General features: G+C 70.7%; 30 protein-coding genes and 1 pseudogene. 17 read left to right on the forward strand and 14 right to left on the reverse strand.

Annotated elements, in window-relative coordinates; genetic code table 11:
- Positions 1-189: 189 nt before the first annotated feature.
- A complete protein-coding gene (locus AB0M70_RS10530; protein ID WP_365818499.1) occupies positions 190-597 on the forward strand; it encodes a DUF6223 family protein in 408 nt (135 codons plus the stop codon).
- A 149-nt stretch (positions 598-746) separates the two neighbouring features.
- On the opposite strand, the gene AB0M70_RS10535 is transcribed toward AB0M70_RS10530, so the two are convergent.
- Both AB0M70_RS10535 and AB0M70_RS10540 read right to left on the reverse strand, forming a co-directional pair.
- Positions 747-2,015, reverse strand: a complete 1,269-nt coding sequence (locus AB0M70_RS10535; protein ID WP_365818501.1) for an APC family permease — start codon at positions 2,013-2,015, stop codon at positions 747-749.
- A gap of 248 nt (positions 2,016-2,263) precedes the next feature.
- The gene (locus AB0M70_RS10540; RefSeq protein WP_365818503.1) at positions 2,264-2,674 is read right to left on the reverse strand and encodes an STAS domain-containing protein; all 411 of its coding nucleotides are present in this window, start codon (positions 2,672-2,674) and stop codon (positions 2,264-2,266) included.
- Positions 2,675-3,204: 530 nt separating this feature from the next.
- Between AB0M70_RS10540 and AB0M70_RS10545 the strand changes: the two genes are divergently transcribed.
- Entirely contained in the window at positions 3,205-3,729 is a 525-nt protein-coding gene (locus AB0M70_RS10545; protein WP_365818505.1) for a hypothetical protein, read from the forward strand.
- Between the two features lie 48 nt (positions 3,730-3,777).
- Here the strand turns inward: AB0M70_RS10545 and AB0M70_RS10550 are convergent, their stop codons facing one another.
- Complete coding sequence (locus tag AB0M70_RS10550; protein WP_365818507.1) at positions 3,778-3,906, reverse strand: hypothetical protein; 129 nt, start codon at positions 3,904-3,906, stop codon at positions 3,778-3,780.
- Positions 3,907-3,996: 90 nt separating this feature from the next.
- Positions 3,997-4,518: a hypothetical protein gene (locus tag AB0M70_RS10555; protein WP_365818509.1), complete on the reverse strand. Its 522-nt coding sequence runs from the start codon at positions 4,516-4,518 to the stop codon at positions 3,997-3,999.
- A gap of 162 nt (positions 4,519-4,680) precedes the next feature.
- Between AB0M70_RS10555 and AB0M70_RS10560 the strand changes: the two genes are divergently transcribed.
- The 4 genes from AB0M70_RS10560 (at position 4,681) to AB0M70_RS10575 (ending at position 7,464) form a co-directional block, all read left to right on the forward strand.
- On the forward strand, positions 4,681-5,262 hold the full coding sequence (locus AB0M70_RS10560; RefSeq protein WP_365818511.1) for a sugar O-acetyltransferase: 582 nt from the start codon (positions 4,681-4,683) through the stop codon (positions 5,260-5,262).
- A 12-nt stretch (positions 5,263-5,274) separates the two neighbouring features.
- Positions 5,275-5,880 (forward strand): TetR family transcriptional regulator, encoded by a 606-nt coding sequence (locus AB0M70_RS10565; protein WP_365818513.1) that lies wholly within the window; start codon positions 5,275-5,277, stop codon positions 5,878-5,880.
- A 70-nt stretch (positions 5,881-5,950) separates the two neighbouring features.
- A complete protein-coding gene (locus tag AB0M70_RS10570) occupies positions 5,951-6,829 on the forward strand; it encodes a metalloregulator ArsR/SmtB family transcription factor (protein ID WP_365818515.1) in 879 nt (292 codons plus the stop codon).
- Entirely contained in the window at positions 6,826-7,464 is a 639-nt protein-coding gene (locus tag AB0M70_RS10575) for a dihydrofolate reductase family protein (RefSeq protein ID WP_365818517.1), read from the forward strand. Before AB0M70_RS10570 ends, AB0M70_RS10575 begins: the two co-directional genes overlap by 4 nt.
- A 93-nt stretch (positions 7,465-7,557) precedes the next feature.
- Here the strand turns inward: AB0M70_RS10575 and AB0M70_RS10580 are convergent, their stop codons facing one another.
- From AB0M70_RS10580 to AB0M70_RS10595, 4 genes are all read right to left on the reverse strand, one after another.
- Positions 7,558-8,478 carry a calcium-binding protein gene (locus AB0M70_RS10580; RefSeq protein ID WP_365818519.1) on the reverse strand — a complete coding sequence of 307 codons (921 nt, stop codon included), beginning with the start codon at positions 8,476-8,478 and terminating at the stop codon, positions 7,558-7,560.
- A 269-nt stretch (positions 8,479-8,747) separates the two neighbouring features.
- Positions 8,748-9,611, reverse strand: coding sequence for a lytic polysaccharide monooxygenase (locus AB0M70_RS10585; RefSeq protein WP_365818797.1), 864 nt, complete (start codon positions 9,609-9,611; stop codon positions 8,748-8,750).
- A gap of 451 nt (positions 9,612-10,062) precedes the next feature.
- Positions 10,063-10,641 (reverse strand): Imm21 family immunity protein, encoded by a 579-nt coding sequence (locus tag AB0M70_RS10590; RefSeq protein WP_365818521.1) that lies wholly within the window; start codon positions 10,639-10,641, stop codon positions 10,063-10,065.
- A 71-nt stretch (positions 10,642-10,712) separates the two neighbouring features.
- Complete coding sequence (locus AB0M70_RS10595) at positions 10,713-12,836, reverse strand: alpha-galactosidase (RefSeq protein ID WP_365818523.1); 2,124 nt, start codon at positions 12,834-12,836, stop codon at positions 10,713-10,715.
- A 174-nt stretch (positions 12,837-13,010) separates the two neighbouring features.
- On the opposite strand from AB0M70_RS10595, the gene AB0M70_RS10600 reads away from it, so the two are divergent.
- From AB0M70_RS10600 to AB0M70_RS10615, 4 genes are all read left to right on the forward strand, one after another.
- Positions 13,011-14,126: an NAD(P)/FAD-dependent oxidoreductase gene (locus tag AB0M70_RS10600; protein WP_365818525.1), complete on the forward strand. Its 1,116-nt coding sequence runs from the start codon at positions 13,011-13,013 to the stop codon at positions 14,124-14,126.
- A gap of 165 nt (positions 14,127-14,291) precedes the next feature.
- Positions 14,292-14,705 carry a DUF6010 family protein gene (locus AB0M70_RS10605; RefSeq protein ID WP_365818799.1) on the forward strand — a complete coding sequence of 138 codons (414 nt, stop codon included), beginning with the start codon at positions 14,292-14,294 and terminating at the stop codon, positions 14,703-14,705.
- Between the two features lie 88 nt (positions 14,706-14,793).
- Positions 14,794-15,423: a dihydrofolate reductase family protein gene (locus AB0M70_RS10610; RefSeq protein WP_365818527.1), complete on the forward strand. Its 630-nt coding sequence runs from the start codon at positions 14,794-14,796 to the stop codon at positions 15,421-15,423.
- Positions 15,424-15,619: 196 nt separating this feature from the next.
- On the forward strand, positions 15,620-16,057 hold the full coding sequence (locus tag AB0M70_RS10615) for a hypothetical protein (RefSeq protein WP_365818529.1): 438 nt from the start codon (positions 15,620-15,622) through the stop codon (positions 16,055-16,057).
- Between the two features lie 64 nt (positions 16,058-16,121).
- Here AB0M70_RS10615 and AB0M70_RS10620 read toward each other — a convergent pair whose 3' ends face one another.
- From AB0M70_RS10620 to AB0M70_RS10630, 3 genes are all read right to left on the reverse strand, one after another.
- Positions 16,122-17,012, reverse strand: coding sequence for a methyltransferase domain-containing protein (locus AB0M70_RS10620; RefSeq protein ID WP_365818531.1), 891 nt, complete (start codon positions 17,010-17,012; stop codon positions 16,122-16,124).
- A gap of 223 nt (positions 17,013-17,235) precedes the next feature.
- On the reverse strand, positions 17,236-17,526 hold the full coding sequence (locus AB0M70_RS10625) for a hypothetical protein (protein ID WP_365818533.1): 291 nt from the start codon (positions 17,524-17,526) through the stop codon (positions 17,236-17,238).
- 96 nt (positions 17,527-17,622) lie between these two features.
- Positions 17,623-18,033 (reverse strand): hypothetical protein, encoded by a 411-nt coding sequence (locus AB0M70_RS10630; protein WP_365818535.1) that lies wholly within the window; start codon positions 18,031-18,033, stop codon positions 17,623-17,625.
- A gap of 309 nt (positions 18,034-18,342) precedes the next feature.
- Here AB0M70_RS10630 and AB0M70_RS10635 point away from each other — a divergent pair, with 309 nt between their 5' ends.
- Positions 18,343-19,746 (forward strand): PepSY-associated TM helix domain-containing protein, encoded by a 1,404-nt coding sequence (locus AB0M70_RS10635; RefSeq protein WP_365818537.1) that lies wholly within the window; start codon positions 18,343-18,345, stop codon positions 19,744-19,746.
- A gap of 7 nt (positions 19,747-19,753) precedes the next feature.
- Here the strand turns inward: AB0M70_RS10635 and AB0M70_RS10640 are convergent, their stop codons facing one another.
- Positions 19,754-20,101 carry a metalloregulator ArsR/SmtB family transcription factor gene (locus AB0M70_RS10640; protein ID WP_365818539.1) on the reverse strand — a complete coding sequence of 116 codons (348 nt, stop codon included), beginning with the start codon at positions 20,099-20,101 and terminating at the stop codon, positions 19,754-19,756.
- A gap of 82 nt (positions 20,102-20,183) precedes the next feature.
- On the opposite strand from AB0M70_RS10640, the gene AB0M70_RS10645 reads away from it, so the two are divergent.
- The 6 genes from AB0M70_RS10645 (at position 20,184) to AB0M70_RS10670 (ending at position 24,442) form a co-directional block, all read left to right on the forward strand.
- Positions 20,184-20,324 carry a hypothetical protein gene (locus AB0M70_RS10645; RefSeq protein WP_365818541.1) on the forward strand — a complete coding sequence of 47 codons (141 nt, stop codon included), beginning with the start codon at positions 20,184-20,186 and terminating at the stop codon, positions 20,322-20,324.
- Positions 20,318-21,274, forward strand: coding sequence for a cation diffusion facilitator family transporter (locus AB0M70_RS10650; RefSeq protein WP_365818543.1), 957 nt, complete (start codon positions 20,318-20,320; stop codon positions 21,272-21,274). Before AB0M70_RS10645 ends, AB0M70_RS10650 begins: the two co-directional genes overlap by 7 nt.
- Before the next feature lie 86 nt (positions 21,275-21,360).
- Positions 21,361-21,792: a hypothetical protein gene (locus tag AB0M70_RS10655; RefSeq protein ID WP_365818545.1), complete on the forward strand. Its 432-nt coding sequence runs from the start codon at positions 21,361-21,363 to the stop codon at positions 21,790-21,792.
- A gap of 125 nt (positions 21,793-21,917) precedes the next feature.
- Complete coding sequence (locus AB0M70_RS10660) at positions 21,918-22,583, forward strand: DUF3105 domain-containing protein (RefSeq protein WP_365818546.1); 666 nt, start codon at positions 21,918-21,920, stop codon at positions 22,581-22,583.
- A gap of 133 nt (positions 22,584-22,716) precedes the next feature.
- A complete protein-coding gene (locus tag AB0M70_RS10665; RefSeq protein ID WP_365818548.1) occupies positions 22,717-23,475 on the forward strand; it encodes a hypothetical protein in 759 nt (252 codons plus the stop codon).
- Positions 23,476-23,512: 37 nt separating this feature from the next.
- Complete coding sequence (locus AB0M70_RS10670) at positions 23,513-24,442, forward strand: DNA-binding protein (protein ID WP_365818550.1); 930 nt, start codon at positions 23,513-23,515, stop codon at positions 24,440-24,442.
- Here AB0M70_RS10670 and AB0M70_RS10675 read toward each other — a convergent pair.
- Together AB0M70_RS10675 and AB0M70_RS10680 are read right to left on the reverse strand one after the other, a co-directional pair.
- Positions 24,399-24,626: pseudogene (locus AB0M70_RS10675) on the reverse strand (zinc-binding dehydrogenase); the annotation flags it as partial. The gene AB0M70_RS10670 and the pseudogene AB0M70_RS10675 sit on opposite strands and share 44 nt — an antisense overlap.
- A gap of 20 nt (positions 24,627-24,646) precedes the next feature.
- Positions 24,647-24,955, reverse strand: coding sequence for a hypothetical protein (locus AB0M70_RS10680; RefSeq protein WP_365818551.1), 309 nt, complete (start codon positions 24,953-24,955; stop codon positions 24,647-24,649).
- Positions 24,956-24,968 lie beyond the last annotated feature (13 nt).

Below are 24,968 nucleotides of genomic sequence, written 5' to 3' on the forward strand. Positions count from 1 at the left end.
CTGGCTGCAAGGGGCGCGGCAAGGCCAGATGCTGCGGCTGCGGTATATGACTGCTGTGGGAGCAGGCTCCGCCGCGAGCGACTACCGCCCTGGTGGTAGCGCTTATTGGCAACTCCCGTAGGACGACCGGAGGCCCCCCGGCTCCCTACGCTCCTGCCTGTACCTGCCAGGCAACCGAAGGGGTCCTCGATGTCCGTCCGTCACTTGCTTACCGCCACCGCAGCCGCTGTGCTCGGAGGGTTGGTGCTTGCCACACCGGCAGCCGCGCAGGTTTCGGTCGCCGCCGATGAGGGTGGGTCCGGGCGAGGCGGCGCCATGGTGGCCATGGTGATCGCGCTGATCAGCGTGATCATCGGTGGGGTGGCGCTGGCCCAGTCCGCGGGACGCATCGGCACCGGCAACGGTCGAGGCGGCGCCATGGTCGCCCCCGTGGTGGCCCTGATCGGCATGGTCGTCGGCGTGATGCAGCTGACCGGCTCCGACGGGGGCGTGGGCAGCGGCAACGGTCGAGGTGGGGCCGTCGTGGCCCTGGTGATCGCGCTCATCGCCATCGTCCTCAGCGGCATGGTCCTGTCCCGCACGCGCCGCACCAGCTGACCCAGCCGCCAGCCTCGCTCCTCCCGGTCCCTCACATCACGGACCGGGTCACTGAAAGCCTCACCAACCCCCTGGACGGGGCCGACCCGGACCTCCCCCGGCCGGGTCGGCCCCCTTTTACCTCCGGCTGCGTTCTCCGCACCCGAGCATCAGGCGCGACCCGCGACCCCACGGCGTACGAAGAAGGCGGCCGCCCCGATCGCCAGAACGACCGTGCCGGAGATGACAGAGGAGAGCGGAAGGCTGAGAGCGAGGAGCAGGCAGCCGGCCAGGCCGATGGCGGGGACGGCGCGAGGCGGGCGGCCTTCGGCGGGCGTCAGGGTCCAGGCGGCGGCGTTGGCGATGGCGTAGTACGCGAGCACCCCGAAGGAGGAGAAGCCGATCGCCCCTCGCAGGTCGGCGAAGGCCACGAGGGCCACCACGACCGCACCGACGGCGAGTTCGGCCCGGTGGGGGACGTGGAAGCGAGGGTGGACGGCCGCCAGTGCGTGCGGCAAGTGGTGGTCGCGGGCCATCGCCAGTGTGGTTCGCGAGATGCCGAGGATCAGCGCGAGCAGCGAACCGAGCGCGGCGACGGCGGCACCGGCACGCACCACCGGCGCCAGTTCGGGCACCCCCGCCGCGCGCACCGTGTCCGTGAGCGGAGCGGTGGACCCGGCAAGACCGCCGGGACCGAGCACGACCAGGACGGCGACGGCGACCGCGACGTACGCCGAGAGTGTGATGCCCAGGGCGAGGGGGATCGCACGGGGAATGGTGCGGCGCGGATCCCGCACCTCTTCGCCGAGGGTGGCGATGCGGGCGTAACCGGCGAAGGCGAAGAACAACAGCCCGGCAGCCTCCAGCACGCCACCCACGCCGGCGTCCCCGCCCAGCTCCAGGCGGCTCACGTCGGCCGCGCCACTCGTGTAGGAGGCGGCGACGACCGCGGCGAGGACGGCGAGGACGAGGGTGACGACGCCTCGGGTCAGCCAGACGGTTTTCTGGATCCCCACATAGTTGACGGCGGTCAGTGCCAGCACGGCGGCGATCGCGACGGGCCGTTCCTGACCGGGCCAGGCGTAGGCCCCGACGGTGAGGGCCATGGCCGCGCAGGAAGCGGTCTTGCCGACGACGAATCCCCAGCCGGCGAGGTAGCCCCAGAACTCGCCCAGCCGTTCGCGGCCGTAGACGTAGGTCCCTCCCGAGGCGGGGTAGCGGGCCGCGAGCCGTGCCGATGAGGTGGCGTTGCAGTACGCGACCACCGCGGCGACAGCGAGGCCGACGAGCAGCCCCGAGCCCGCGGCGCGGGCGGCCGGAGCGAACGCGGCGAAGATCCCCGCCCCGATCATCGACCCGAGGCCGATCACGACCGCGTCGCCCACCCCGAACCGTCGCTGCAGCTGGGGAGCGCCCGCGGCGGAGGGCGGAGTGCTCATGGGGGTCTCCTCAGCAGTGACACGGCTGCTCCGGCGCTCTGCAAGTCCGGGGGGCCGAAAGGCGGCAGAGCCGTTCTACGCATCGTACAAACGACGGGTGGGAGAGCTGCTGCGGGCCCGGTTGGGCGGGCGCTTGCCGAGTGCGGACACCTGGTCCATTCCGCCGCGGGCAGACTCACCGCCCAGCTCGACCGAGCGCTGCACCTACGCCCCGACCTTCTTCCTGGTATCGGGGAGACGGCGGATGACTATCCCAAGTGAGGAGTCGCGGCGGCGGGGCAGCATGGCGGAGCGTGCTGCGGGTGCAGATGCAGGTGCAGGCTGTGTTCGTTACGCATGATCACTTGTTCGACGGGGGCGCTGATCGCAACCAGGCCGAGGCTGCCCTGCGCGGTCTCCAGCGCATGCCGCAGACCGAGAAGCATGTACAGGCTGCCGTTGTCACACCAGGCCACGTCTCTCGCGTCCAGGTGTAAATGCCGGTGGCCATCCTCCACGTGGGTGATGGCCAGATCGCACAGCAAGTTGACGCTGAGCACATCCAGTTCACCGGCGAGTTCGAAGGTGAGCGTGCCACTGTCGTCGGCGGCCGCCAGTACCCTCACGCTGAGCCGTGGCGGGTCGGCCTCGGACCAGGTGCGAGTGGAACCTTTCCGCATGATCTGCCTTGCGTAGTGGGGCCAAACATCGGGGCTTCACCCAGCACTCGTACCGGTGGCAGAGTGCTCGGCCGGAGCGAGCGGTCAGTCTCTCGCGCGCCGGTCTTTCCCGGCCGAAAAGTCGGCTAGCGGATATGCGAAGTAGATTTCCGGCAAACACATGCCGGGTCCGGCACAGTTTACCCACCGCGTCGGGCGACGGGAATCTGCTCGGGCGCAGGAAGGGTTCACAACGCGGAGCGCTCACAGGACGGAATCGAATGCGTGCCGAGGCCTGCGCGGCAATGGTTCGCACAACCGGCAATGAATCGCACGGGCAGGCGATTTCGCTTTACGTCCCGCTGATTCGTCACCCGCCCACCCCGCCGCTCAGAAGTTGAGAGTGGCCGAGCAGCTGAGTGGACGAGCAGCTGAGTGGTCGTGCAGCTGAGTGCTCGGCCCCGGATAAATCACGGGCGATGGAGCCGCCATCCGTCCTATCGTGACCGCTGCCGCCCACACCGGGGCGGTCCGATCGGAGAGGCGGCGGAGTGCCGGACGCGTACGAGGTCATGCTGGACGCCGAGTTGAGCAAGGCGTTCGACGTGTGGTCCGGATATTTGGATGCCCGGACGGGGGAGGACCCCCAGGTTCGTGCCCGACTGCGCTCCATGCTGGACTCGGCCCGCACTGCGGCAGCGGAAGGCGAACTCGCCACCGCACGCGCCCTGGTGGCGGACATGTACGAGGATGCCCGCACGGCCGCCCTTCCCTGGGCTCCTTCGCGGCCTCGCCCTTGCGAGGCGGACCGGCAGACGCGCGACTACGCGAAGGACACGCTGAAGCAGGTGCTTCCTCTGGGACTGCGGGATCGCCTCGACCATGTTGACCTCTTCCTCAGCGTCACGGGCCGCAACCTCCGGGCCGCCCCCGGCCTCGACGAGGCCACCCGCCAGGACATCCTCTACATCTGCGCCCGCGCCGCGATGGCCCTCGACCTCGCCCACCCCGCGGCGGCAGGACGCGAACTGGAACGCCTTGAGGCGATCGCGCGGCGTTGCGGCATTGCGGCGTGAAGACCTGAGGAACCGCGGGTCTGCGAGGCCGAGGGCGCCCGGCCGCGCCTAGGGACGCCTTCGCCCTGCCACCGCGACAGCCGTACCGACCCCCGCGATCACCAGGCCGATCCCGCCGACGATCAACGGCAGCAGCCACAGGGAGACGAACCCGTTGATGCGAAACGAGAGGGACACCCCCGCACCCCCGCAAGGATCACCCCGAGGACGGTGAACACCGTTCCGAGCGCGGTCGCCCCGAAGGTGAGAGGTCGCCGCCCGTGTGCCCTAGCTCTGCAAGGAGGAGCGCATGTAGCGACAGCGGTCGAGGGAGCGGTGGCGCATCCAGAGGACCCAGCCACAGAAACCGATCAGGCCGACCGCCACGATCAGCGGAGTGGCCAACGAGCCGGTGGCCGCTCCGAGGCCGAGCATGGCGACGGCGATGAGAGCCATGGAGCCCAGCCAGTACGGCAGCCACTTCCGGGCCCGTTCCATCTGGCCCAACTGCTCGGCGACGAGCCGCCGCATGGAAGCCCGTTCCTGGGGCTCGCTCGGAACCTCGCGGTGCCGGATCTTGCGGTGGAGCTCGGCGACCCCCTGCGCGTCGGTACCGGCGGCCCGGCCGGCCTTACGGCGCTGCACGGCCACGATCGTCATCGCGATCGCGGTGTAGAGCATGGCCTGGATGATCCACACGACCGGATGCTCGTCCGGGCGGAACAGAGCGGTGACCCCCACACCCAGCACGAAGATCAGGGCCGCCTGTGCGGCCAGACTCTGGTCGAACCAGCGCTTGAAGGCGCGCATGGAACGTACCTCCTCGGAATCGACGGAAACCGCAGCCGCTATCGATTACCCCGCATGGGCAAGCCCATGAGCCAAGACCAGGAGTCAACCCATGTGCCAGGCCATGAGCGCCAACAGATGTGGAGCGTACGTTCGTACCTTCCAGAGCGTACGATCGTACGCATGCCGACGGACTACTTCGCTGACGACCCGCGCACCAACCTGGAACGCATGCTCGCGGGCGACCTCTACATCGCCGACGACCCGGACATCGCTCGCAGGCAACAGCACGCCATGCGGCTCGCAGCGCGCTATCAGTCCGTGTTCCTCGAGGACGCGGGCGAAGCCCGGGCGGTCCTGGCCGAGTTGCTCGGCTCGGTGGGTGAGGGCGTGGAGGTGCGGCCGCCGCTGTACGTCGACTACGGCAGCAACCTCTCCATCGGCGCCCGCACCTTCGTGAACTATCACCTCACCGCACTGGACGTCGCCCGGATCACCATCGGCGAGGACTGCCAGATCGGCCCCAACGTCCAACTCCTCACCCCCACCCACCCCGTGGAGCCGCAGCCGCGGCGCGACAAGCTGGAGGCCGCGCTTCCCATCACCATCGGGGACAACGTCTGGCTCGGCGGTGGTGTCATCGTCTGTCCCGGCGTGACGATCGGGGACAACAGCGTCATCGGTGCCGGCGCTGTCGTCACGAAGGACGTACCCGCCGACGTGGTCGCCGTCGGCAATCCCGCCCGTCCCGTCCGAAGTCTCTAGAGGTCCCTCGCGATGGCCACCGGACACGCCGATCCCCGGCGGCGCGAGCGCATCCTCGCCGCCACACTCGACCACATCGCCGACGAAGGCGTCGCCGGTGTCTCCCACCGCAAGATCGCCACGCGTGCCGCGGTGCCGCTCGGCTCGATGACGTACCACTTCACCGGCATCGACGACCTGCTCCGCGAAGCCTTCACGCTCTTCGCCGACCACATCGTGGCCGTCTTTGCGCGGCACTTGGACCACGCCGAAAGCCCCGAGCAGGCACGCGAGGCCGTCACCGACCTCATCCACGCACTCGCGGAGGGGCCTCGGCGCGACCTGATCCTCACGCAGGAGCTCTACACCCTCGCCGCTCGGCGCCCGGAGTACCGGAAGTTGACCCAGGCGTGGATGCGCCGCAGTCGGCGTCTGCTGGAACGGCACTTCGATCCGGACACGGCCCGGCAGCTCGACGCGCTCATCGAGGGGCTCACGCTGCATCGGGCCTTGGACGGTGACGGCGATGGCGACGGTGACGGCGGCACTGGTGCGTCGCGCGGTCGTGAGCTGACGCGCCAAGCAATCGAGCGCATTACCGCCGCGACCGCCGCGACCGCCGCGACCGCCTCGACGTAGCGGTGGGGACGGCGGCCCGATGCCGACGTATTCCTTGACGCGAATATTCGTGGTGAGGAATACTTGCCGCATGGACGCACTCCTCTCCGCTCTCGCCGACCCGGCTCGGTGGCGGCTCGTGACCCTGCTGGCCGAGCGGCCCCGGTCCGTGGGCGTGCTCGCCCAGCTCGCTGAGGCGCGCCAGCCGCAGACGACCAAGCACCTGCAAGTCCTCGAGCGTGCAGGCGTCGTCACCTCCCAGCGCACGGGTCAGCGCCGCGTCTACGCCCTCAGGTCTGCTGCCCTGCGTGACCTGGCGGTCGCGCTCAGTGGCCTCGCCGATACCGCTGATCAGGACGGCGGCACGCGTGCGACCTTCGACGCGTACGGGACAAGCCTGGATGCTGAGCGGCTCGCCGCGCGCGATGCGGGGTGGGCCGACGGTCGCTCGTTCAGGTTCAGCCGGTCGCTGGCCGGCCGCCCCGAGCTGGTCTGGCGCCACCTGACCGAACCCGAGCTGCTCGCCCGGTGGTGGACGCCGGACGATCTCCGCGTCTCCGAGCTGCTCTTCGAGGCGCGACCGGGCGGGCGGATCGCCCATGAGTACCGCGATGCCGAGGACACCGACGGCACCGATGTGGTCGTGGGGCGCGCGGAGGGAGTCGTCGTCGACGCACGCGTCGGCGAGCACCTCGCTTACCGGCTCTCCCCACAGCTCCCCGACGGCGGCCTCGCCTTCACCGCCCATGTCGACCTCGGCCTGAGCCCCACCCGCACAGGCGCGGGCGCCGGCACGGACCTCGACGTCCACTGGCGGATCACCGACAGCACGATCGACTCCGCCGACTTCATCGCAGGCATCGAGATCGGCTTCGGCCAGAGCCTCGACAAGCTCGCCGCGACCCTCGCCGCGGGCCCGCACGACACTCACCCCTCGGACGCCGCCATCGACCCAAGGAGCAAGAAATGACAGAGCAGGCCGAGCAGACAGACCAGATAGAGCAGACAGAACGGTACGCGGGGCGTCGCGTCGTCACGAACATGGCCCTCTCCCTCGACGGTCACTACGCCGCGCCGGACAACCCGTTGGACATGAGCTGGGTGATGCCGTACGCCCTCACCGATGTCGCCCGCGACCACCTGGCCAGCCTCTGGGAGCCGGCGACGACGGCCCTGCTGGGGCGGGTCAACGCCGAGGGGTTTCTTGGTTTCTGGCCCACCGTCATCGGTATGGAGGGTGCCGATCCGCGTGACGAGGCGTTCGCCAAGTGGCTCGTCGAGACCGACAAGGTCGTCCTCTCCTCCACCTTGGGCGAGGCTCCGTGGGAGCGGACGACCATCATCGACAAGTCGACTGCCGAGGTGGTGACGGACCTCAAGTCGACCGAGGGCGGCGACATTCTCGTGCTCTCCAGCGCGAGCGTCATCAAGGCGCTGCTGGCGGCCGACAAGGTCGACCGGCTGGCGCTCACGGTCTTTCCGCTCTTCCTCGGCGGCGGGCCACGCCTCTTCGACGACGGCCTGCCCGCGGGGAAGTGGACGCTCGCGAGCCAGACCGCGGGCGAACACGGCACGTTGGCTCTCGTCTACGACAGGGTCCGCTGAAGCCCGAGAAGTCCGCTGCCGGGGCAGGTCGGGACGCGTCAGGGCACTGCGCGGCTGATCGCGCAGTGCCCTGACCAGTGAGAAGCGGAAGGGTCAGTCCTGGCGGACGACGTTCGTGCCGGGACCACCGGAAAGGGCGTCCTGGCCGGTGCCCCCGTACAGCTTGTCGTCGCCGCTGTTTCCGTACATCGTGTCGTTGCCGCTGTTGCCGTACAGGGTGTCGTTGCCCTTGCCGCCGTACACGAAGTCGTCGCCGACTCCGGCGCGGATCGTGTCGTTGCCGTCGCCGCCGGACAGGTTCTGCCTCTCTGCGCCGCCCTGGATCACGTCGTTGCCCGCACCGCCGTCGACGGCGGCTTCTTCGCCTTCCGCGTTGATGGTGTCGTTGTTGTTGCCGCCCTGCGCGATGCTGCCGGACGCGGCGTGGAGGGTGTCGCTGCCGTCACCGCCGAGGACCACTCCGGCCTCACCGACGGTCAGGTCGTCGTCGCCCGCTCCTCCGAGGACGGAGTTGCCGTCGACGCCACCGGTGTGCGTCGCGGTGTCCTTGCCGACTCCCAGATCCGCTGAGGCGAAGTAGTACGTCTGGTCGGTGGCGTTGTCGTAGGCGAAGGTGTCGTCGCCGTCGCCGAGGGCCAACTGCAAGGTGGCGTACGGGTCCTGGGTCTCCAGCGTGGCGACCGTGCAGGAGACTTTGGTGCGGTCCGCGCTGTCGGGGTAGGAGCAGCCTTCGCCCGCGTTGATCGCGACGCCGTCGTCGATCACGTAGGTGATCTCTTCGGAGCCTTCGGAGCCTTCGGACTTGGACGCCCTGACCGTGACCTTGTTGGTCTGGCCGGCGGCGGCCGTGTAGACGATCGAGTGATCGCTCGTGCTGAACGCGGCGGTCGCTTCCGGAGCCGCGGCAGTTGCGGTGCCCGCCAGGAGGAAGGGCGCGGCCAGCCCCGTGCCGAGAGCAAGCGTCACCGCCGAGGCGGTGCGGACGATCCGGTGGCGGTTGAGGTGAGAGGGCATGACAAAACCTCCGTGAGGCATACGTGGTCCTTGCAATTACGTGTGACCTACGGGGTTTGACGTTGGTTGTAATGCGGTGCGTGAGGGGTGGGTGCGGTGATTCCCGGAGCAATTGGCTCAAGTCGCGCCTGGCCAGGGGAGTTTGTCTGCCCCTGCGGGGCGTGCCAATTCGACTTAAGGCGCGGTTGGGCAGAAATTCACGCTGCGGAATGCTCACCCCTCACCTTTCACCTCTCACTTTTCACCTCTCACCTTTCACCCCTTGCCACTCACCGCTGCCTGTTGGGCCTGCGGTGGCGCAGGTGCAGGACGGCCCCGCCGGACGCGGCCATCGCCCCGGCGCCCGCGAGGGCGCCGACCAGGCCGGTGTCCGGGGAACTCGTGGGCGCCCCGGAGGCGGCGTTCTCGATGTCCGGCGCGACGTCGGCCTGGTGGGCCTGGTGGGCCTGGTGGGCCTGGTGCGCCGCCTTGGCCTGCTTGATGTTCTCCTTGCCGGCGCCGAGTGCGGCCACCGCGGCGCCGGACCGTTCGCCACCGGTCAGTCCGGTGACCTCGCCGTTGCCCCCGTCGAAGAGCACGTCCGAGCAGGAGAAGAAGTTCTCCTGGCTGTCGGAGCGGATCCATTGGACGAACAGCATGTGCCTGCCGGTACGTTCAGGCAGTCGCAGGTCCCAGTAGTAGTGGCCCGCCTCGCTGCCAGGCCCGCCTTCCTGCGGCGGGTTCTGTACGGTCTGCACGTTCTCCAGGTCGGACCAGCCAAGGGGCTGTTGCGGGTCGTAGCCGTCCTTGGTGACGTACACCTTGAACGTGCCCGGGTGGTGTGCCCAGTTGCTGTAGTTCATCTCGATGGTGGCGCCGCCCGTGAGGTGGGTGACGGGCCAGTCGGTGCGGGTGGCGTTGTACGGGGAGAAGTCGTACGGGCTGCGGTCGCCCGCACTGCACAGGGTGCCGTCCTCGACGTACCCCTCGCCGCGACCGCCCGCGTGGGAGTCCAGTACGGCGAACCAGTTGTAGAGCGGGGTGGTGCCCGCGTCCTGAACTGCCGCCCTGCAGGCGGGGTTTGACGGCATCTGGGTGGAGGAGTTGGCGAGGAGGTCCTTGTAGCACAGGTAGGTGCGCGACCCGGGCATCATGGCCACGCCGTGCGCGGCGGCCGTGCCCGGGACGGCCAGTACTGCCGCGGCGGCGATGCCGGTGGCGCCCGCGAGCGCGGCGAGGCGCCTGGCGCGCACGGAACTCCGTACACGGGACCGGAGTCGTGCTCCGGCAGGCATGGGGGAGCGGGGGATGTTCATGGGAACGTCTCCTTCGGGGAGTTTCCGATGAGCGGCTCACCCCGTGGTCGACGCCGAGCCCGCAAAGGTTGCCGCGACGGCGGCAGCTGTCGGCACTACCTGCCGGTACTTACCGGCGGCGCGAAGACCCGCACCGGGCGGGGCCCGCGGTAAGAAGGGCGAGAGGCCTGCGGCCGCGGCAAGGAGCCCGAGCGAGGGAGGACCTCCCGCAGGCCGAGACGCTGGCCCGCCCGGACCTGTGGACCTCGACGGCACACTGAAGTGCTGCCAACTGCTCCCGCGGCCTCGGCTATTGCAGCGGCATGAGGCGCACCAGCCCGACCCTGGCGTCGTCCGTCCTGACGTAAGCCGCCTGAACCTCCCATCGCCCCGCCGGGATGTCTACGGGAGCTTGTTCCGGCAACTCAGGGCTTGGCGTCGTGAGTTCTTCGCCCGCGACCGCGGAATCCATGAGTACCGCCGGGCCACTCGTCTCCCAGACCCCACAGTCCTCCCACTCCGTGCCCGGGTCCTCCATCACCTGCCGCGCGGCGCTCAGCAGTCCGGCCTCGGAGTCGGCGCCGAACCAGCGCACGAAGGCGTTGCGCTCGGGCAGGTAGCAGGTCATGGCGGGTTCGTCACCCAGCACGAGAGCACTGGCACCGTCGCCGCCCACGGGAAGCACCTCGGCGTAACCGTCCACCGCGCACGCACGGTCGTAATCGTCCGCGATGCCCGGGTCGCCGAGGACCTCCCCTGCTTCGGTGCAGCCGTGCCACAAGGAGAGCGCCGACACCGGCACCACGATGAGCGGCCCGCCCATCGACTCGACCCAGTGCAGCTCGGTCGATCGGCGTCCGGGGGCCTGCGCGTCCTGGGAGATGGTCATGGGGCAAGTGTGCGGCCTGCGAGCGGGAGGCGGCCGCCGGGGGCCTCACGCGGCCCAACGCCGAGCCCTCGTCAGGGAACCCGCACCAAATGCACCGCCGCACTCGCCCAGTCGCCCGGGGGCAGTTCGGGGCGTAGTCCGTAGTTGCTCAGGACCGTCGCGGAGTGCACCGCCCCGGTGTGGGTGTCGCGGTAGTGGGCTGTGGGGTCCAGGTCGGCTAGGCGCAGGGGTGGGTTCGTGGTGCCGTGGCGTGGGGTGCGGCGCCAGATCAGGAGCAGGGTCTCGTCGGCGTTCCTCGCCGTGTACTGGACCGCCGTGGGACCGTCGTCGACCGGGCCGCGCGGCCGGTGGAGCGTCCCGTGCTGGACCAGGTGCCGTACGCGTTTGTACTGGGCCACCAGACTTGCCCCTTCAACCAGTTCGTCCTCGGTCCAGCGGGTCAGGTCACCGCCGAGGCCGAGGACCCCCGCCATGGCGACGTGGAAGCGGAAGCGGAGCGGCACCGAACGGGCAGTCAGCTGGTTGGGGACGTCGGTCACCCAGGCGGACATCGTTCGGGCCGGGTAGATCTGGCCGTAGCCGTGCTGGATGAGGACACGGTCCGCCGCGTCGGTGTTGTCCGACGTCCACGCCTGGTCGGTGCGGGACAGCATCCCCAGGTCGACCCGGCCTCCACCGCCGCTGCACGCCTCGATCCGCAGGCCGGGGTGGTCGGCGCGGAGGCGGTCGATGACGTCGTAGAGGTGGTGGACGTACGTGGTCCAGACGCGTTCCGCGCCCTCATTACTGTCCGGCCAACCCGCCTCGGTGAACGGGCGGTTCATGTCCCACTTGAGGAAGTCGATCCCATGCTCGCCCACCAGACGGGTCAGCCAGCCATAGGCCCACTCCGCGACGTCGCGGCGGGCGAAGTTGAGCACCAGCTGATTGCGCAGCTCGGTGCGGGTGCGGTGCGGAAAGTGCAGGACCCAGTCAGGATGCCGGCGGTAGAGACCGCTGTCCGGGTTGACCATCTCGGGCTCCACCCACAGCCCGAAGCGCATCCCGAGCCGGTGCACCTCCTCCACCAGGGGCTTGAGGCCGCGCGGGAAGCGGTCCGGTGACGGCGTCCAGTCGCCGAGCCCCGCGGTCTCGTCGCGGCGCGCGCCGAACCAGCCGTCGTCCATGACGTAGAGCTCCGCGCCGAGCGCCGCCGCGCGGGTCGCCAGGGCCAGCTGACCGGCCTCGTCGACGTCGAATCCGGTGGCCTCCCAGGAGTTGTAGAGCACCGGACGTATCTCATCAGGGTGAGGCAGCACATGGGCGAGGACGTACGCGTGCCAGGCGCGGCTCGTCGCGCCGAAGCCGCCGTCCGCGTACAGACCGGCGTGCCGTGGAGTGGTGAACTCAGCGCCGGGGGAGAGGGGTTGGGTCATGCCCTCGTGACCGGAGCCGCCGGTGAAGCCCGCCCTGCCGTCGGGGGTGCGTTGTACGGTGACGCGCCAACTGCCGCTCCAGGCCAGTGCCGCGCTCCAGACCTGGCCGTGGTCCTCGGTCGCCTCGCCCGCGTCGAGCATTACCCAGGGGTTCGCGTGATGGCTGGTGATGCCCCTGCGGCTGGTGAGCACCGTCTCGCCGAACGGCAGTCGTTCCCGGTGCAGTTGGCTCTCGGCGGACCATTGGCCCGTGACGTGGCTGAGCCGGTAGTCGTCCCTGACCGGCAGGGTCCACGCGGCGGAGTCGGCGCGCAGCAGCGCCACGGTCTCCTCGCCGGTGTTGCGCAGCACGCACCAGCGCTCGATGACGTCGCTGTCGTCGTGGACGCGGTAGTGGAGGGTGATCTCCAGGGTGTGGCGGCGGTCGCGGAACTTCAGGACCAGTTCCGTCGATCCAGGAGTGGGCTCATGTACGCGATGGCTCAACGCCTCCCATTCGAAGGCGCGCGTGCCGTCGGCGAAGCGCACCTGGAGCGAGGGGGTCCCGTACCGTGCCCCGCCGTCGACGGGCAGTTCCTCGCCGACCGGCGGCCGCCCCTCGAAACTGCTGGCGGGCGGGGCCGGGGCAGCGGCGAGTTCCTTGGCTTCCGCCAAGGTCAGCCGTGGGCCCCACGCGAGGTGGCAGGGCGCTCCCGTCTCGTCGATGCGCAGGGCGTACGAGGTGCTCGGCGTGCTCAGCAGCCAGACGCCGGTCTCAGGGGCGAAGGAGATCACAGGCATGAATCCTTACGTTCGGGAGCGTCGGGAACATGCTGCTGCCGCGACCGCATCGACCGCCAGCGTTGCGCACGGGTCGGCCGGGGTCTGTGGGCACGGCAATCCGGCGATGTGGCGGCTTTGCCGAAACGGCAAGGAAGCTTGCCGTTTCGTTGGGGCCGGGCGCACGGTGTCGGCATGACTGAGACGAACGAGCGAGACATCGCCGACGTGGAAGCTGACGTGAATGCCGACGAGGACGTGGACGTGCTGGTGATCGGAGGTGGCGCGGCCGGGCTGTCCGCGGCGCTGACCTTGGCCCGGGCCAGGCGTTCCGTGCTGGTGGTGGACTCCGGGGAGCCGCGTAATGCCCCCGCCGACGGGGTGCACGGGTTTCTCTCCAGCGAGGGGCTCGCGCCCGAGGAGCTGCTGCGGATCGGGCGGGAGGAGGTCGAGGGGTATGGCGGGCGGATCGTGTCGGACCTGGTGACGCGCGTGCGGCGGGTCGGCGAGCGCTTCGTCGCGGAGACCGCCGGCGGGCGCAGCCATCGTGCGCGGCGTCTGCTGGTGACGACGGGCCTCGTCGATGAACTGCCCGATGTCACCGGCGTACGCGAACGGTGGGGCCGTGACGTCCTGCACTGTCCCTACTGCCACGGATGGGAGGTGCGCGACGCACCGATCGGCGTGCTGGCGACCGGGCCGATGGCCACGCACCAGGCACTGCTGTTCCGTCAGTGGTCGTCGGACGTCACCCTGTTCCTGCACACGGCGCCCGAGCTGACCGAGGAACAGTGGGAGCAGCTGGCTGCCCGCGGTATCGCGGTGGTCGACGGTGAGGTGGCCGGGCTCGATGTCGAGGACGACCGCCTCTCCGGCGTACGTCTGACCTCGGGCAGGCGCATCGCGGTGCGGGCCCTCGCCGTGGCGCCGCGGTTCGAGGCGCGTGGTGCGGTGCTCGCGGAACTCGGCCTGACCAAGGTCGACCACCCGATGGGCGTGGGGAGTTACGTCGAGTCGGACGCGACCGGGTTCACGGGCGTCGCGGGGGTGTGGACGGCGGGCAACGTCACCGACCTGGTGGCGGGAGTCATGGTGTCCGCGGCCGCTGGCATGACGGCGGCCACGGCGATCAACGCCGACCTGGTGACCGCCGACACCGCGGCGGCGGTGGCTGCACGGCGCGCCGCGGATTGCTTCGGACCGGCTGCGGAAGCTGCCAACAGCCTTCGTGTACTGGGCGAAAGGCGGCACGGAATCGAGTCCGTGCTGGCCGCCGAGAAGGCGCGCCGCGAAGAGAGCGCGGGACGCTGATGGTCCGCGGGAACAAGCGTCACGGTGGGTGGCGCTATCCCGTCGAAGCCTGTCATTAATGCCACTGGGGGGTGATCGCGGACCCGGATAACTTCGGCGGTGATCCCGCGATCCGGGCGACGCCCGGACGCGCACCGCCACCCGAAGGAACTCTCCATGCAGGTCATACCCTACGTCGCACCGGTCCTGATCGGCGTCGTCTACGCCCTCGTGATGTCCCTGATCCGCGAACCGCACCGGCGCCGCTTCAACGCGATCATGGTGGCCGGTGCGGGAGGGGCCTACCTCAGCGGCGGTGGCCTCGGGGCCTGGGAGTTCGTGTTCACCGCCGCCGTCACCTACTGCGCCTACCGCGGCCTCGAGTCGTGGACCTACATCGGCATCGGCTGGCTGCTCCACACCGGCTGGGATCTGGTCCACCACTTCAAGGGAAACCCGATCATCCCCTTCGCCCACGACTCGTCGCTGGGCTGCGCCATCTGCGATCCCGTCATCGCGCTCTGGTGCCTGCGCGGGGGCCCCTCGCTCATCGGACTCATCCGTGGCCGGACCGAGAAGAGCGTTCAGCCGGGGGTCTGATTCTCTTTCCACATCCACGTGTGTGTCGATCCCGGGGCCTGTCGTTCGACGTGATGATGAGAGCAGGAACGCCGAGGAGGAGGACGTCATGCCGAAGGTGCGCGTTCACAACATCACCGTCTCGCTGGACGGCTTCGCCGCCGGACCCCACCAACGCCTGGACGAACCCTTCGGGGACAACATCGAGGGGCTGCACGACTGGATGGTCGCAGCGATGCGCGACCGCGCCGAAGGCAAGACGGGGATCGACGTCGACTGCATCGAGCGCAGCGAGGAGAACATCGGCGCCACGATCATGGGCCGCAACATGTTCGGACCGCAGCGCGGGCCGTGGCAGGACGAGTCGTGGCGTGGCTGGTGGGGAGAGAACCCGCCCTACCACCACGACGTGTTCGTACACACCCATCACCTGCGGCCCTCGCTCACGATGGAGGGCGGGACGACCTTCCACTTCACCGACGAGCCCGTCGAGACGGTCCTCGCGCGGGCCTTCGAGGCGGCGGCGGGCCGGGACGTACGCATCGGAGGCGGTTCGGCCGTCGTGCAGCAGTATCTGCGCGCGCGGCTGATCGACGAACTGCACCTGGTCGTCGTGCCGCTGCTGGTCGGCAGGGGCGAACGGCTGCTCGACAACGTCGCCGACGGGATCGACGGCTACCGGGTGACCGACCTGGTGAGTTCCGCGGCGGCGACCCACGCCCACCTGGTCCGTCGGTGACCCCGACGACAGGGCCGAGTGGCAACGCGGGGGACCATGCGGGCAGTTGCGGCACTGTGACGGATTTTGCCGGATTCCGTTACGCGCTCTCCGGGTGATCGCAATGTCGGGTGCATACGTTTATGTTCCTCATTGTGCGGCTCGTCGCACGACGAGGAACACGTACCGACCGACACCCAAGGGGATCACTGCCGCCATGCGAAACAACCGTCGCAGCCTTCTGCGTACCACCGCCGTCTCCGCTCTCGTCGGGTCGGTCCTGCTGATTCCCGCGACCGCCGCGCTCGCCGACCCGGAGCCCCGGCCCGCGCAGGCGGCGGCCGAGCCCGTGCCGGCCGAGCCTGCCGCTGCCGAGCCCGTCGCGGCCACGCTGACGGCGAAGGCGTCCGTGTCCCACGTCCGCGCGTGGCAGGAGCTGCGCATCACGGGCAAGGCGACCGGGCTGAAGGCCGGCAGCAAGGTGACCCTGCAGCAGAAGCAGCGCGGTGCATGGAAGGCCCTTCCTGCCACCACGGTCACCAACACCTCCGGAACCTACGGCCTGCGCGTCAAGCTCGGCCTCAAGGGCAAGAACGAACTGCGCGTGGCGAGCGGCGCCACGGTCTCGACGGTCGTCACGGTGACCGTGAGGTGACGCGCGGATCCGCCGGCCCGGCGCGGGCCGGCGGATCAGGCGCGCCCGGACGCGGCCGCGCGCGTCACGCCTCGGGCGCGCGCACGACGAGCAGGTAGTAGTCCATGTGGTCGCGGCAGAAGGAGCGGTAGGGGGCCATGAGCGGATCGGTGTAGGCGAGGGCCTCCTTGCCGAACCGCTCCTCGATCTCGCCGCGCCGGTCCTCGTAGAGCACGCACATGAGCTCACCGCACAGCGCCGAGTTCGCGGTCATGTCCCGTATGGACTCCACGCGGAAACCGGCCTGTTGGACCTCGTCGACGAGGGTGGCGAAGGGGCGGAGCGGGGGACAGGACCACATCCGGGTGAACGCCGCCACCTCCTCCGCGGTGGGGCTGCCGCGCAGGCCGAACTCCGTGAACAGGAAGCGTCCGCCCGGACGCAGCACGCGCAGGGCTTCCCGCAGCCCCGCCGGGCGGTCCGAGAGATGGGGGATGCAGTCGATGGACCACGCGGCGTCGAAGGCCCCGTCGGCGAAGTCCAGTCGCATGGCGTTGCCGTGGACGAAGCCCACCCGGTCCGCGAGGCCTTCGGCTGCTCCCCGCGCGGTGAGGCGGTCCTGACAGCGGGCGAGCTGGCTCTTGCTGACGTTGATCCCGGTGACGCGGGCGCCGGTGCGCTCGGCCAGGCGGACGGCCGGGCCTCCGGTGCCGCACCCGATGTCGAGAAGGTGCTCGTAGGGCGCCAGGCCGATGGTGTCGACGAGGAAATCGGTCTGCCGGTCCTGGGCGAGGTCGGCCATCGCGGCCAGGGTGGTGACGGGTGGGTGCGTCCCGTGCGGCGCGTACATGCCGATGTGCAGGGCGGTCGAGCCGAGTGTCATGGCGAGCAGGTCGCCGAACTGGTCGTACATCGCCCCGACTTCTTCGGGGGTGGGGGCCGTCGACCCGCTTGCGCCGAGGTCTTCCACGGTCATGGTGCATCCCTTTCGTCGACGGTGGTCGGTCAAGGAAGTGCGCCCGTGATAGCGCGTACGGGGGAGGGGGGCGAGGGAGCGTGACACTGGGTACGCGCCGGACGCTGGGACGCTAGCACCGGCCGGGCGCGCGTTGGAGCCCCGAAAGCGCCAAGCGCCAAGCGCCAAGCGCCGACCGGCTCTGCCTCAGCCTCAGCCTCAGCCGACCGGCGCCCGGCGGCGGTCAGTCACGTTCCGTGCGCCCCGACGGCTCGGCGGAACCCTCGGCCGCGGCGTGCTCGCCGACCTGCCGTTCCACCTCACGCGCCTCGTCGGTCAGCATCCGCAGTCTTGCCTCGGCCTGATCCGCGCGGGCCTGGAGACGGGCGGTGTCGTCGGCGATGACCTGGCAGGCCAGCTCCATCGCCGCGTCCACGTCCTCGGCGGAACCGCGCTCGGCCAGCTCCTCCAGTGCGCCCTTGACCGCGGGGATGCCGCCGCGGGTGTGGATGTCGTTCCAGAACTCATAGTCCATCCGGGCAGTTTGCCGGATCCGAGACCGAGGGGCGAACCGCGCACGTGCCCCCGGGTTCGCCCTTGGACCCGCCCGCGAGCTCAGCTTCGATCCGGGTCAGGCGCGCAGGCTTCGCAAGACCTCGTGGCACGCGGATGCCGCGCTGTCGGTGGCCTCGGAGCAGAGGCGGCAGTGCTCGTGCCGTGGCGCGTGCTGGGAGCACAGCTCGTGGCTCTGCTCGCAGGCGATTGCGCACGCCTCCAACTGGGCCGTCAGGAGCGCGGGGTGGGCGTCCGTGCCGCGCGTCAGGACCAGCCGCGTGGCGGAGGCCACGTCGGCGCAGTTCAGGTCGCGGTTGATGGCGGTCCGCAGGTCGTCGGCCTCCTTCTCGGCGAGCATGCCGACCGCGCAGGCGGTGACGGCCAGTTCGCACGCCGAGAGGGCGTCGACGGCGGTGGCCAGGGTCTGGTTGTCGAGGTGGTCGGCACGAGAGGCAAGGCTGTCGAACAACTCGCGTGTCTGGAGCATCGTGTCTCCAACGGGCAGTGTCGAGGGGCCCCGGCCCCGGGGGTTCCGGTCCTGAGGACGCCCGGACCTTTGACGCTAGTCCTGCCCTTGCCGTCGGTGAAGGGCGCGGCGCAGGCCAATCGCGGCGCGCGGCGGTCCACCGGCTGCCGGCTCCCCACGCCATCCCCACCTGCGTGACACACGGCCCTGCGCGTGTGGCGCGCATCACACAACTCCCGCGCATCGCCGGGAACTCTTCCGCCCCGCCGACCGACTCCTGCACCGGCCACTACGGCCGAATCGCGCCACCCTCAGCCAGGAGAGCAGCTCATGTCCGCCGAATCCACACTCCTCGCCCCGGACGACGGGCAGGAGACCCAGGGGGCCCCGCCCTCCGCAGGACGGTCCGGATGGGCGTCGCTGCGTCCGCTCGTGCTGCGACTGCACTTCTACGCCGGAGTGCTCATCGCGCCCTTCCTGCTCGTCGCCGCCACCACGGGACTTCTGTACGCCTGCTCGTACCAGGCCGAGAAGATCGTGTACTCCCACGAACTGCGCGTGCCGGTAGGCGAGAACAAGACCGAGCTGCCGATATCCCAACAGGTGGCCGCCGCCCGCAAGGCGCACCCCGAGGGCACGGTCAGCGCGGTGCGGCCCTCGCCCGAGGAAGGTGCCACGACCCGCGTCCTGCTGGCCGGAACCCCGGGCGTGGACGCCGACCACACCCTCGCCGTGTTCGTGAACCCGTACAACGGCGAAGTGCGGGGCGCCCTGGAGCAGTACGGCTCCACCGGCGCGCTGCCCCTGCGCACCTGGATCGACGAGCTCCACCGGGATCTGCACCTGGGGGAGACCGGCCGGCTCTACAGCGAACTGGCCGCCAGTTGGCTGTGGGTCATCGCGGGCGGCGGTCTGGTGCTGTGGTTCGCGCGCCGCCGCTCCCAGCGCAAGCTGCGCGGAGCCACCGGGCGGCGCCGCACGCTCTCGCTGCACGGTTCGGTGGGCGTGTGGGCCGCCGGTGGGCTGATCTTCCTGTCGGCGACGGGGCTGACCTGGTCGGCGTACGCGGGTCAGAGCGTCAGCGACCTGCGTGAGGCCATCGGGCAGACGACACCGGCGCTGACGGCGACGGCCGGGGGCGGGGAGCACGCCGGGCACGGCGGTTCGGGCGCGGGTGGCGCCGCCGACGGGGTGGGGCTCGACGCCGTCCTGAAGGCGGCCCGTGCCGAGGGGCTCTCCAACCCGGTGGAGGTCGTACCCCCGGCCGACGAGTCGTCCGCGTACGTCGTCCGGCAGATCCAGCGCAGCTGGCCCGAGAAGCAGGACTCCGTCGCGGTCGATCCCGCGTCCGGCGAGGTGACCGAGGTGCTGCGGTTCGCCGATTACCCCGTGCTCGCCAAGCTGACCCGCTGGGGCATCGACGCGCACACCGGCACACTCTTCGGCCTCGTCAACCAGATCGCCCTCGTCGCGCTCGCCCTCTGCCTGATCCTGATGATCGTGTGGGGGTACCGCATGTGGTGGCAGCGCGGGCGCGGCAGTTCGTTCGGGCGTCCGTTGCCGCGCGGGGCGTGGCAGAACGTTCCGGCGTACGTCCTGGTCCCGCTGATGGCGGCGATCGCCGTGCTCGGCTACTTCGTGCCGCTGCTCGGCATTCCGCTGGCGGCGTTCCTCGCCGTGGACATCGTGCTGGGGGAGGTCGCCTACCGGCGCGGCAGGCGCACCTACGCCTGAGTCCGGCTCAGTCGTGGGTGGCCGAACCGCTGAGGTGGTGGTCGGCGAGGTTCAGTACCTCGTCGACCACGCGGCGCAGGTGCCCGTCGGGAGGGCCGTAGACCATGCGCCGCCCTTCCTTGCGTACCGAAACAAGCCCGGCCAGGCGCAGTTTGCCCAGGTGCTGGCTGACCGCCGGGCGAGCCGCGCCGCACGCGGCGGTCAGCGTCGTGACGTCCGCCTCGCCCTTGCCGAGGGTGTGCAGCAGGGCGAGGCGGGTGCGGTCCGCCAGGAGGCCCAGGACCTCGGCCGCGTGGGTGTAGTGCTCGGCGCCCGGATCTTGCGGGTGCGCATCGTGCGCAGGTGATAGGTGCATGCGTGCGCTCATACGCACATAATGGGCGCGGGCACCTCGCGGTGTCCACTCTCCGCCCCGCGTCGGAAGGCCGTACACGTGAGTGAGCAGCACGGACACGTTCATCGCCACCACGGACACCCGCACCCTCCTCGCGAGCACCGCCACGAGCACCGCCACGACCACGGCCCCGGCCGTGCGGGCAGGCCGGCCCGGTGGCGGCACAAGCTGGGCCACTTGCTGAAGCCGCACTCACACGAGGCCGCCGACAAGGTCGACACGGCGCTGGAATCATCGGCGCGCGGCATGCGCGCGCTGTGGATCTCGCTGGCGGTTCTGGGCGTGACGGCCGCGGCCCAGGCGGTGATCGTCGTGCTCACCGGCTCGGTCGCGCTCCTGGGCGACACCGTGCACAACGCGGCGGACGCGCTGACCGCGATCCCGCTCGGCATCGCGTTCGTCCTGGGCCGCCGGGCCGCCACCCGCCGCTTCACCTACGGGTACGGGCGCGCCGAAGATCTCGCGGGCATCGTCATCCTCCTGACGATCGCGGCATCGGCTGCCTTCGCGGCCTGGGCGGCGGTGGACCGGCTGCTCGACCCCCGCACCTTGGAGCACCTTTGGGTGGTGGCCGCCGCCGCGGTCATCGGCTTCATCGGCAACGAATGGGTCGCCCGATACCGCATCCGCGTCGGCCGCGAGATCGGCTCGGCCGCCTTGGTGGCCGACGGTCTGCATGCCCGGACGGACGGATTCACCTCGCTGGCCGTCCTGTTGAGCGCGGGCGGCGCCGCCCTGGGCTGGCGGCTCGCGGACCCGATCGTGGGCCTGCTGATCACCGCGGCGATCCTGCTCGTCCTGCGGGACGCGGCGCGCGAGGTGTTCCGCCGGGTGATGGACGCCGTGGACCCGGCCCTCGTCGACGCGGCGGAGGAGGCGCTCCTGACGGTCCCCGGCGTGCGTGGCGTGGGCGAGCTCCGCCTTCGCTGGATCGGCCACAGGCTGCGCGCGGAGGTGGCGGTCGTGGTGGACGGCGAGCTGTCGGTGCGAGAGGCACACGAGGTGGCCGTCGACGCGGAGCACGCCTTGCTGCACGCGGTACCCAAACTGACCGCGGCCCTGGTCCACGCGGACCCGGCGCTGGAACCCGGAGGGTCGGATCCGCATACGGTGCTTGCACACCACGGGGGTTGAAGCGGGTGTCCGGCGTGCGGGGCCGACATTGAGCGCCACCGCCCTGCGCCCCGGTACCGATCCGGCAGCGGCTACCATCTGCGCCCATGGCGGCACGGCTGCGGGACATGGTGCGCGAGGGACGGCGGAACGCCGCGCGCTGCGTCGTGTCGGTGATCGGTCTGGCGACCCTGCTGGCCGTCCTGTGCGTGTGCTTCTCCTCCGCCGCACATCACGACGAGACGGCCGACCGAGACGTGGTCGCCCTCTCCGCCGAACCCGCCGTCACAGGCGGGAGCCCCGCGCCCACCCCCACCGCCGAGGAACCCTCCGTCGGCCACAGCTGCCCGCCCGGCGAGCGGTGCGCCTCCGTCACACACACCGCGGGGATCGCGCTTCCGGCCCCCGAACCATCGGCGCCCACGACGCTGGGGCAGGCCGGGCTGCCCGCGCCTCCGGTCGGCGCACATCCCGCGCCGCAGGCGCCTGTTCACCGCCACGCCCCGAATCTCCACGTCCTTCAGGTGCAGAGGATCTAGGCCGAATCGACGCGCCGCGGACCACGTCCGGCATCGGACCCGGCTCCGGCGCGCTTGTGCCGATCACCTCACACCACCACCACTGCCGTGCCCCGGGCACGGCGGGGACAAGGACATAGCCGGACATGGGCACCTCCAAGGCAGGCAAGAAGCCCGCGACCACCGCCGCACGCAAGGCCCACATACAGGAGCTGCGCCGCGCCGAGCTGGCGCGAGACCGCCGCAACCGTGTCATCGCCATCACCGCGGGCGTGGCCGTACTGGCCGGGCTCGCCGGATTCGGCTCGTACGTCCTGCTCGACGCCTCAGAACGGAAGGACAAGGAAGAAGCCGTCGCGCAGGCCCCCGTCAAGGGCGAGAAGACGTGGGACCCGAAGAAGCTCGGGCGCAACCACGTCGAGAAGAAGGTCGACTACCCGATGACCCCGCCGGCGGGCGGTGATCACAGCCAGGCGTGGGCCAACTGTCAGGGGAATGTGTACGACAAGCCGCTGGGCGAGGAGAACGCCGTCCACTCGCTGGAGCACGGCGCCGTCTGGATCACGTACAGCGACAAGGCGGCGTCCGGAGACATCAAGACGCTGCGTCAGAAGGTCAGCGCGACGCCCTACACGCTGATGAGCCCGGTCAAGGAACAGAAGGGTGCCCTCACGCTCACGGCGTGGGGCCGCCAGCTCACCGTGGACAAGGCATCCGACGCGCGGGTCGAGCAGTTCCTGGACAAGTACGTCCAGGGGGAGCAGACCCCGGAGCCCGGCGCGGCATGCACGGGCGGGGTCGGACCGGTGTAGGCGAGAGCATCCGGGCGGGAGCATCCGGACGAGCGGGACCGGCCGGGCGGGGAGCCACTGCCTGCCCGGCCGCTCCCCGCCCGCCGCCTCCTGCCGGGTGCCTTCGGAGAGTCGTGCGCCTAGTCTCTGAGGTGTGCTGAGCATCGTTGATGATCTGGCCGGGTTCGGACCGCTGCGGATGTGCGCCCACGCGCAGTCGGCCGACGACCCGGACGACCTGACCGGTCTGCGCGTGCTCCTCGTCGCGGACGTGCTGGCCCGCGTCGCCGAACTGCGCGGCCGGACCGTCCTGGTCGGGTGGACCTGCCCACCGGCAGCGGCGGCCGACGCCGCCGGTATCCGTCCGGCCGACGCCCACGGCACCGTCGACGAGCTCGCCGGGGCTCTCGGCGGCCCGCCGACCGTGCACCTCACCAGCCGTACGTACGAGGGAGCCGGAGGCCTGTCGCTCCACGTCGGTGAAGCCGCGACGGCAGGAGGCGCGGCCCCAGGGGCGGACGCGGACCGGACGGACGCGGACCAGAAGCCGGCCCGGGACGCCCTCGCCCTGCGGCTGCTCCTGCTCGGCCGCCCGCACCACGAGCCCGTCGACGTATCGGAGCAGGCCGTCGACGCCGCCGACGAGAAGCTGGCCAACTGGCGCAGGTCCGTGGCCGCTTGGGCGGACGAGCCGTCCAAGGCCATGCCCGCCGACTTCGTGGACAGGGCCCGCGCCTCCCTGGAGAACGGTCTCGACACCCCGGCCGTGCTGAGGCTCCTCGGCGCCCTGGAGACGGCCCCCGACGTTCCGGGCGGCGCCAAGTTCGAGACGTTCGCCCACCTCGACCGCGTCCTCGGTCTGGAAGTCGTGCGCGATGTGGGCCGTTCGCACAGCACCGAGGTGTATCGCTGACCGGTGACCGCGTCGACGTATGCGCGATCATTGCGGGGTGATCTCCTCGGTCCTGCGCACCATCGAGCGACTCGTGGCCCTCGACGCCACGTCCGGGGCCACCGCCGCGATGCCCGCTGTGCGCGAGGCCCTGCGGCGCGTCCCGGAGCTGTCCGCTGCCCCCGGGAGCCTTCGTACGCTCAACAGGGACGCGCTCGCGGCCCTTGCCGAGTTGTGCGAGGTCATCGGGTGGATCCTCTTCGACGCGGGTTTCTACCGCGAGGCCCACCGGATGAACCTGCGGGCGCTGGCTCTGGCGGAGCTCTGTGGTGACCGCTGGACGGCACGGTTCGTGCTGCTCAACGACAGCATGCTCCTTGCCCATACGGGAGCGCCGCGCGCCGCCCTGGAGAGCGCGGCCCGTGTGCGGGGCGCACGGGCGCTCCCCGCCAGGGTCAGCAGTCTCGTCCTGGTCCGCCGCGCGCACGCGATCGCCATGCTCGGCGGCCACCGTGAGTCCCTGGACCTGATGGCTCGCGCCCGCAGCCGGTTCCTCGACGGAGTCTCGCGCCACGATCCGCCCTGGGCCTGGTGGTTCGACCGGACCGAGCTGCTCGGCCACCGGGGCTGGGTGCTGGCGAGGCTGCACCGATGGGACCAGGCCATCCCCCTCCTGCACGAGGCAGCCACCGAGCCCGGCCCCTCCTATCGGGACCTCTTCACCGCGCAGCTCCTCTCGGCCTTGGCTCGGGCCGGAGCATGGACGGAGGCCGAGGCCCTCATGGCCGATGTTGCTCCGCGCGCTGCCCGCATCGGGTCCGTACGGGCGATCCAGACGTTCGGGAGGACGGCGGCCCATTTGGTGGACCGCAAGCCCGACGCCCCCGCGCCCGTGCGGGAGGCGGCGGTGTTCCTGCTGGCGAACCTGCCCACGCCGAGCACCCTCAGCCCGAACTCACCCCCGACCTCACCGCCTGCGGAGCCCTGACGTCGACCACGAGCTTGCCGCGGATTCCGCCCGCCTCCAGAGCGCGATGTGCCCCGGCGATGTCGGCCAGTGGGTACACCGTGTCCACGACGGGCCGAATCGCCCCGCTCTCGGCCAACCGGGGCAGTTCCGCGAAGAGTTGATGGCCGGGGTGGCCGCTGAAGAACCGTACGCGTCGCGGACCGAACTGTTCGCCGCGCGGGGTCACTCGGGGATTCCCTGGTCACGGAGGTCTTCGCGGACCAGTTCGAAGAACGGGAGCGTCGGCGCGCCGAGTGAGGCTTCGAGCAGCTGGTGCGCCGCGCTATGGACGCCGGCCGGCTGCGGGCCGACTTCGTCCCGGCCGACCTTGCGCTCCTCCTCATGGCCAACAGCGGCATCACCGCGGACTCCACCGAGGCGGCCCTGGCCGCGTCGCGGCGGTTCGTCGCCTGCCTCCTCGACTCCTTCCGCGCCGATCGCGCAGCCCCCGCCGAGCCGCTCGCGGCGCCGGTCCCCCTCGGACTTGACCACGTAGCATCCCGCA

The sequence above is a fragment of the Streptomyces sp. NPDC051214 genome (assembly GCF_040682375.1).
Lineage (GTDB): Bacteria > Actinomycetota > Actinomycetes > Streptomycetales > Streptomycetaceae > Streptomyces.

Excerpts from the sequence above, each read along its gene's own strand:
- AB0M70_RS10560 (WP_365818511.1), top strand. The coding sequence starts at position 4,681 with ATGCCGACGGACTACTTCGCTGACGACCCGCGCACCAACCTGGAACGC.
- AB0M70_RS10570 (WP_365818515.1), top strand. The coding sequence starts at position 5,951 with ATGGACGCACTCCTCTCCGCTCTCGCCGACCCGGCTCGGTGGCGGCTC.
- AB0M70_RS10640 (WP_365818539.1), bottom strand. The coding sequence starts at position 20,101 with ATGCACCTATCACCTGCGCACGATGCGCACCCGCAAGATCCGGGCGCC.
- AB0M70_RS10540 (WP_365818503.1), bottom strand. The coding sequence starts at position 2,674 with ATGCGGAAAGGTTCCACTCGCACCTGGTCCGAGGCCGACCCGCCACGG.
- AB0M70_RS10580 (WP_365818519.1), bottom strand. The coding sequence starts at position 8,478 with ATGCCCTCTCACCTCAACCGCCACCGGATCGTCCGCACCGCCTCGGCG.
- AB0M70_RS10615 (WP_365818529.1), top strand. The coding sequence starts at position 15,620 with ATGCGAAACAACCGTCGCAGCCTTCTGCGTACCACCGCCGTCTCCGCT.
- AB0M70_RS10535 (WP_365818501.1), bottom strand. The coding sequence starts at position 2,015 with ATGAGCACTCCGCCCTCCGCCGCGGGCGCTCCCCAGCTGCAGCGACGG.
- AB0M70_RS10555 (WP_365818509.1), bottom strand. The coding sequence starts at position 4,518 with ATGCGCGCCTTCAAGCGCTGGTTCGACCAGAGTCTGGCCGCACAGGCG.
- AB0M70_RS10530 (WP_365818499.1), top strand. The coding sequence starts at position 190 with ATGTCCGTCCGTCACTTGCTTACCGCCACCGCAGCCGCTGTGCTCGGA.
- AB0M70_RS10590 (WP_365818521.1), bottom strand. The coding sequence starts at position 10,641 with ATGACCATCTCCCAGGACGCGCAGGCCCCCGGACGCCGATCGACCGAG.
- AB0M70_RS10630 (WP_365818535.1), bottom strand. The coding sequence starts at position 18,033 with ATGCTCCAGACACGCGAGTTGTTCGACAGCCTTGCCTCTCGTGCCGAC.
- AB0M70_RS10610 (WP_365818527.1), top strand. The coding sequence starts at position 14,794 with ATGCCGAAGGTGCGCGTTCACAACATCACCGTCTCGCTGGACGGCTTC.
- AB0M70_RS10625 (WP_365818533.1), bottom strand. The coding sequence starts at position 17,526 with ATGGACTATGAGTTCTGGAACGACATCCACACCCGCGGCGGCATCCCC.
- AB0M70_RS10565 (WP_365818513.1), top strand. The coding sequence starts at position 5,275 with ATGGCCACCGGACACGCCGATCCCCGGCGGCGCGAGCGCATCCTCGCC.
- AB0M70_RS10655 (WP_365818545.1), top strand. The coding sequence starts at position 21,361 with ATGGCGGCACGGCTGCGGGACATGGTGCGCGAGGGACGGCGGAACGCC.
- AB0M70_RS10635 (WP_365818537.1), top strand. The coding sequence starts at position 18,343 with ATGTCCGCCGAATCCACACTCCTCGCCCCGGACGACGGGCAGGAGACC.
- AB0M70_RS10600 (WP_365818525.1), top strand. The coding sequence starts at position 13,011 with ATGACTGAGACGAACGAGCGAGACATCGCCGACGTGGAAGCTGACGTG.
- AB0M70_RS10660 (WP_365818546.1), top strand. The coding sequence starts at position 21,918 with ATGGGCACCTCCAAGGCAGGCAAGAAGCCCGCGACCACCGCCGCACGC.
- AB0M70_RS10620 (WP_365818531.1), bottom strand. The coding sequence starts at position 17,012 with ATGACCGTGGAAGACCTCGGCGCAAGCGGGTCGACGGCCCCCACCCCC.
- AB0M70_RS10585 (WP_365818797.1), bottom strand. The coding sequence starts at position 9,611 with ATGATGCCCGGGTCGCGCACCTACCTGTGCTACAAGGACCTCCTCGCC.
- AB0M70_RS10595 (WP_365818523.1), bottom strand. The coding sequence starts at position 12,836 with ATGCCTGTGATCTCCTTCGCCCCTGAGACCGGCGTCTGGCTGCTGAGC.
- AB0M70_RS10575 (WP_365818517.1), top strand. The coding sequence starts at position 6,826 with ATGACAGAGCAGGCCGAGCAGACAGACCAGATAGAGCAGACAGAACGG.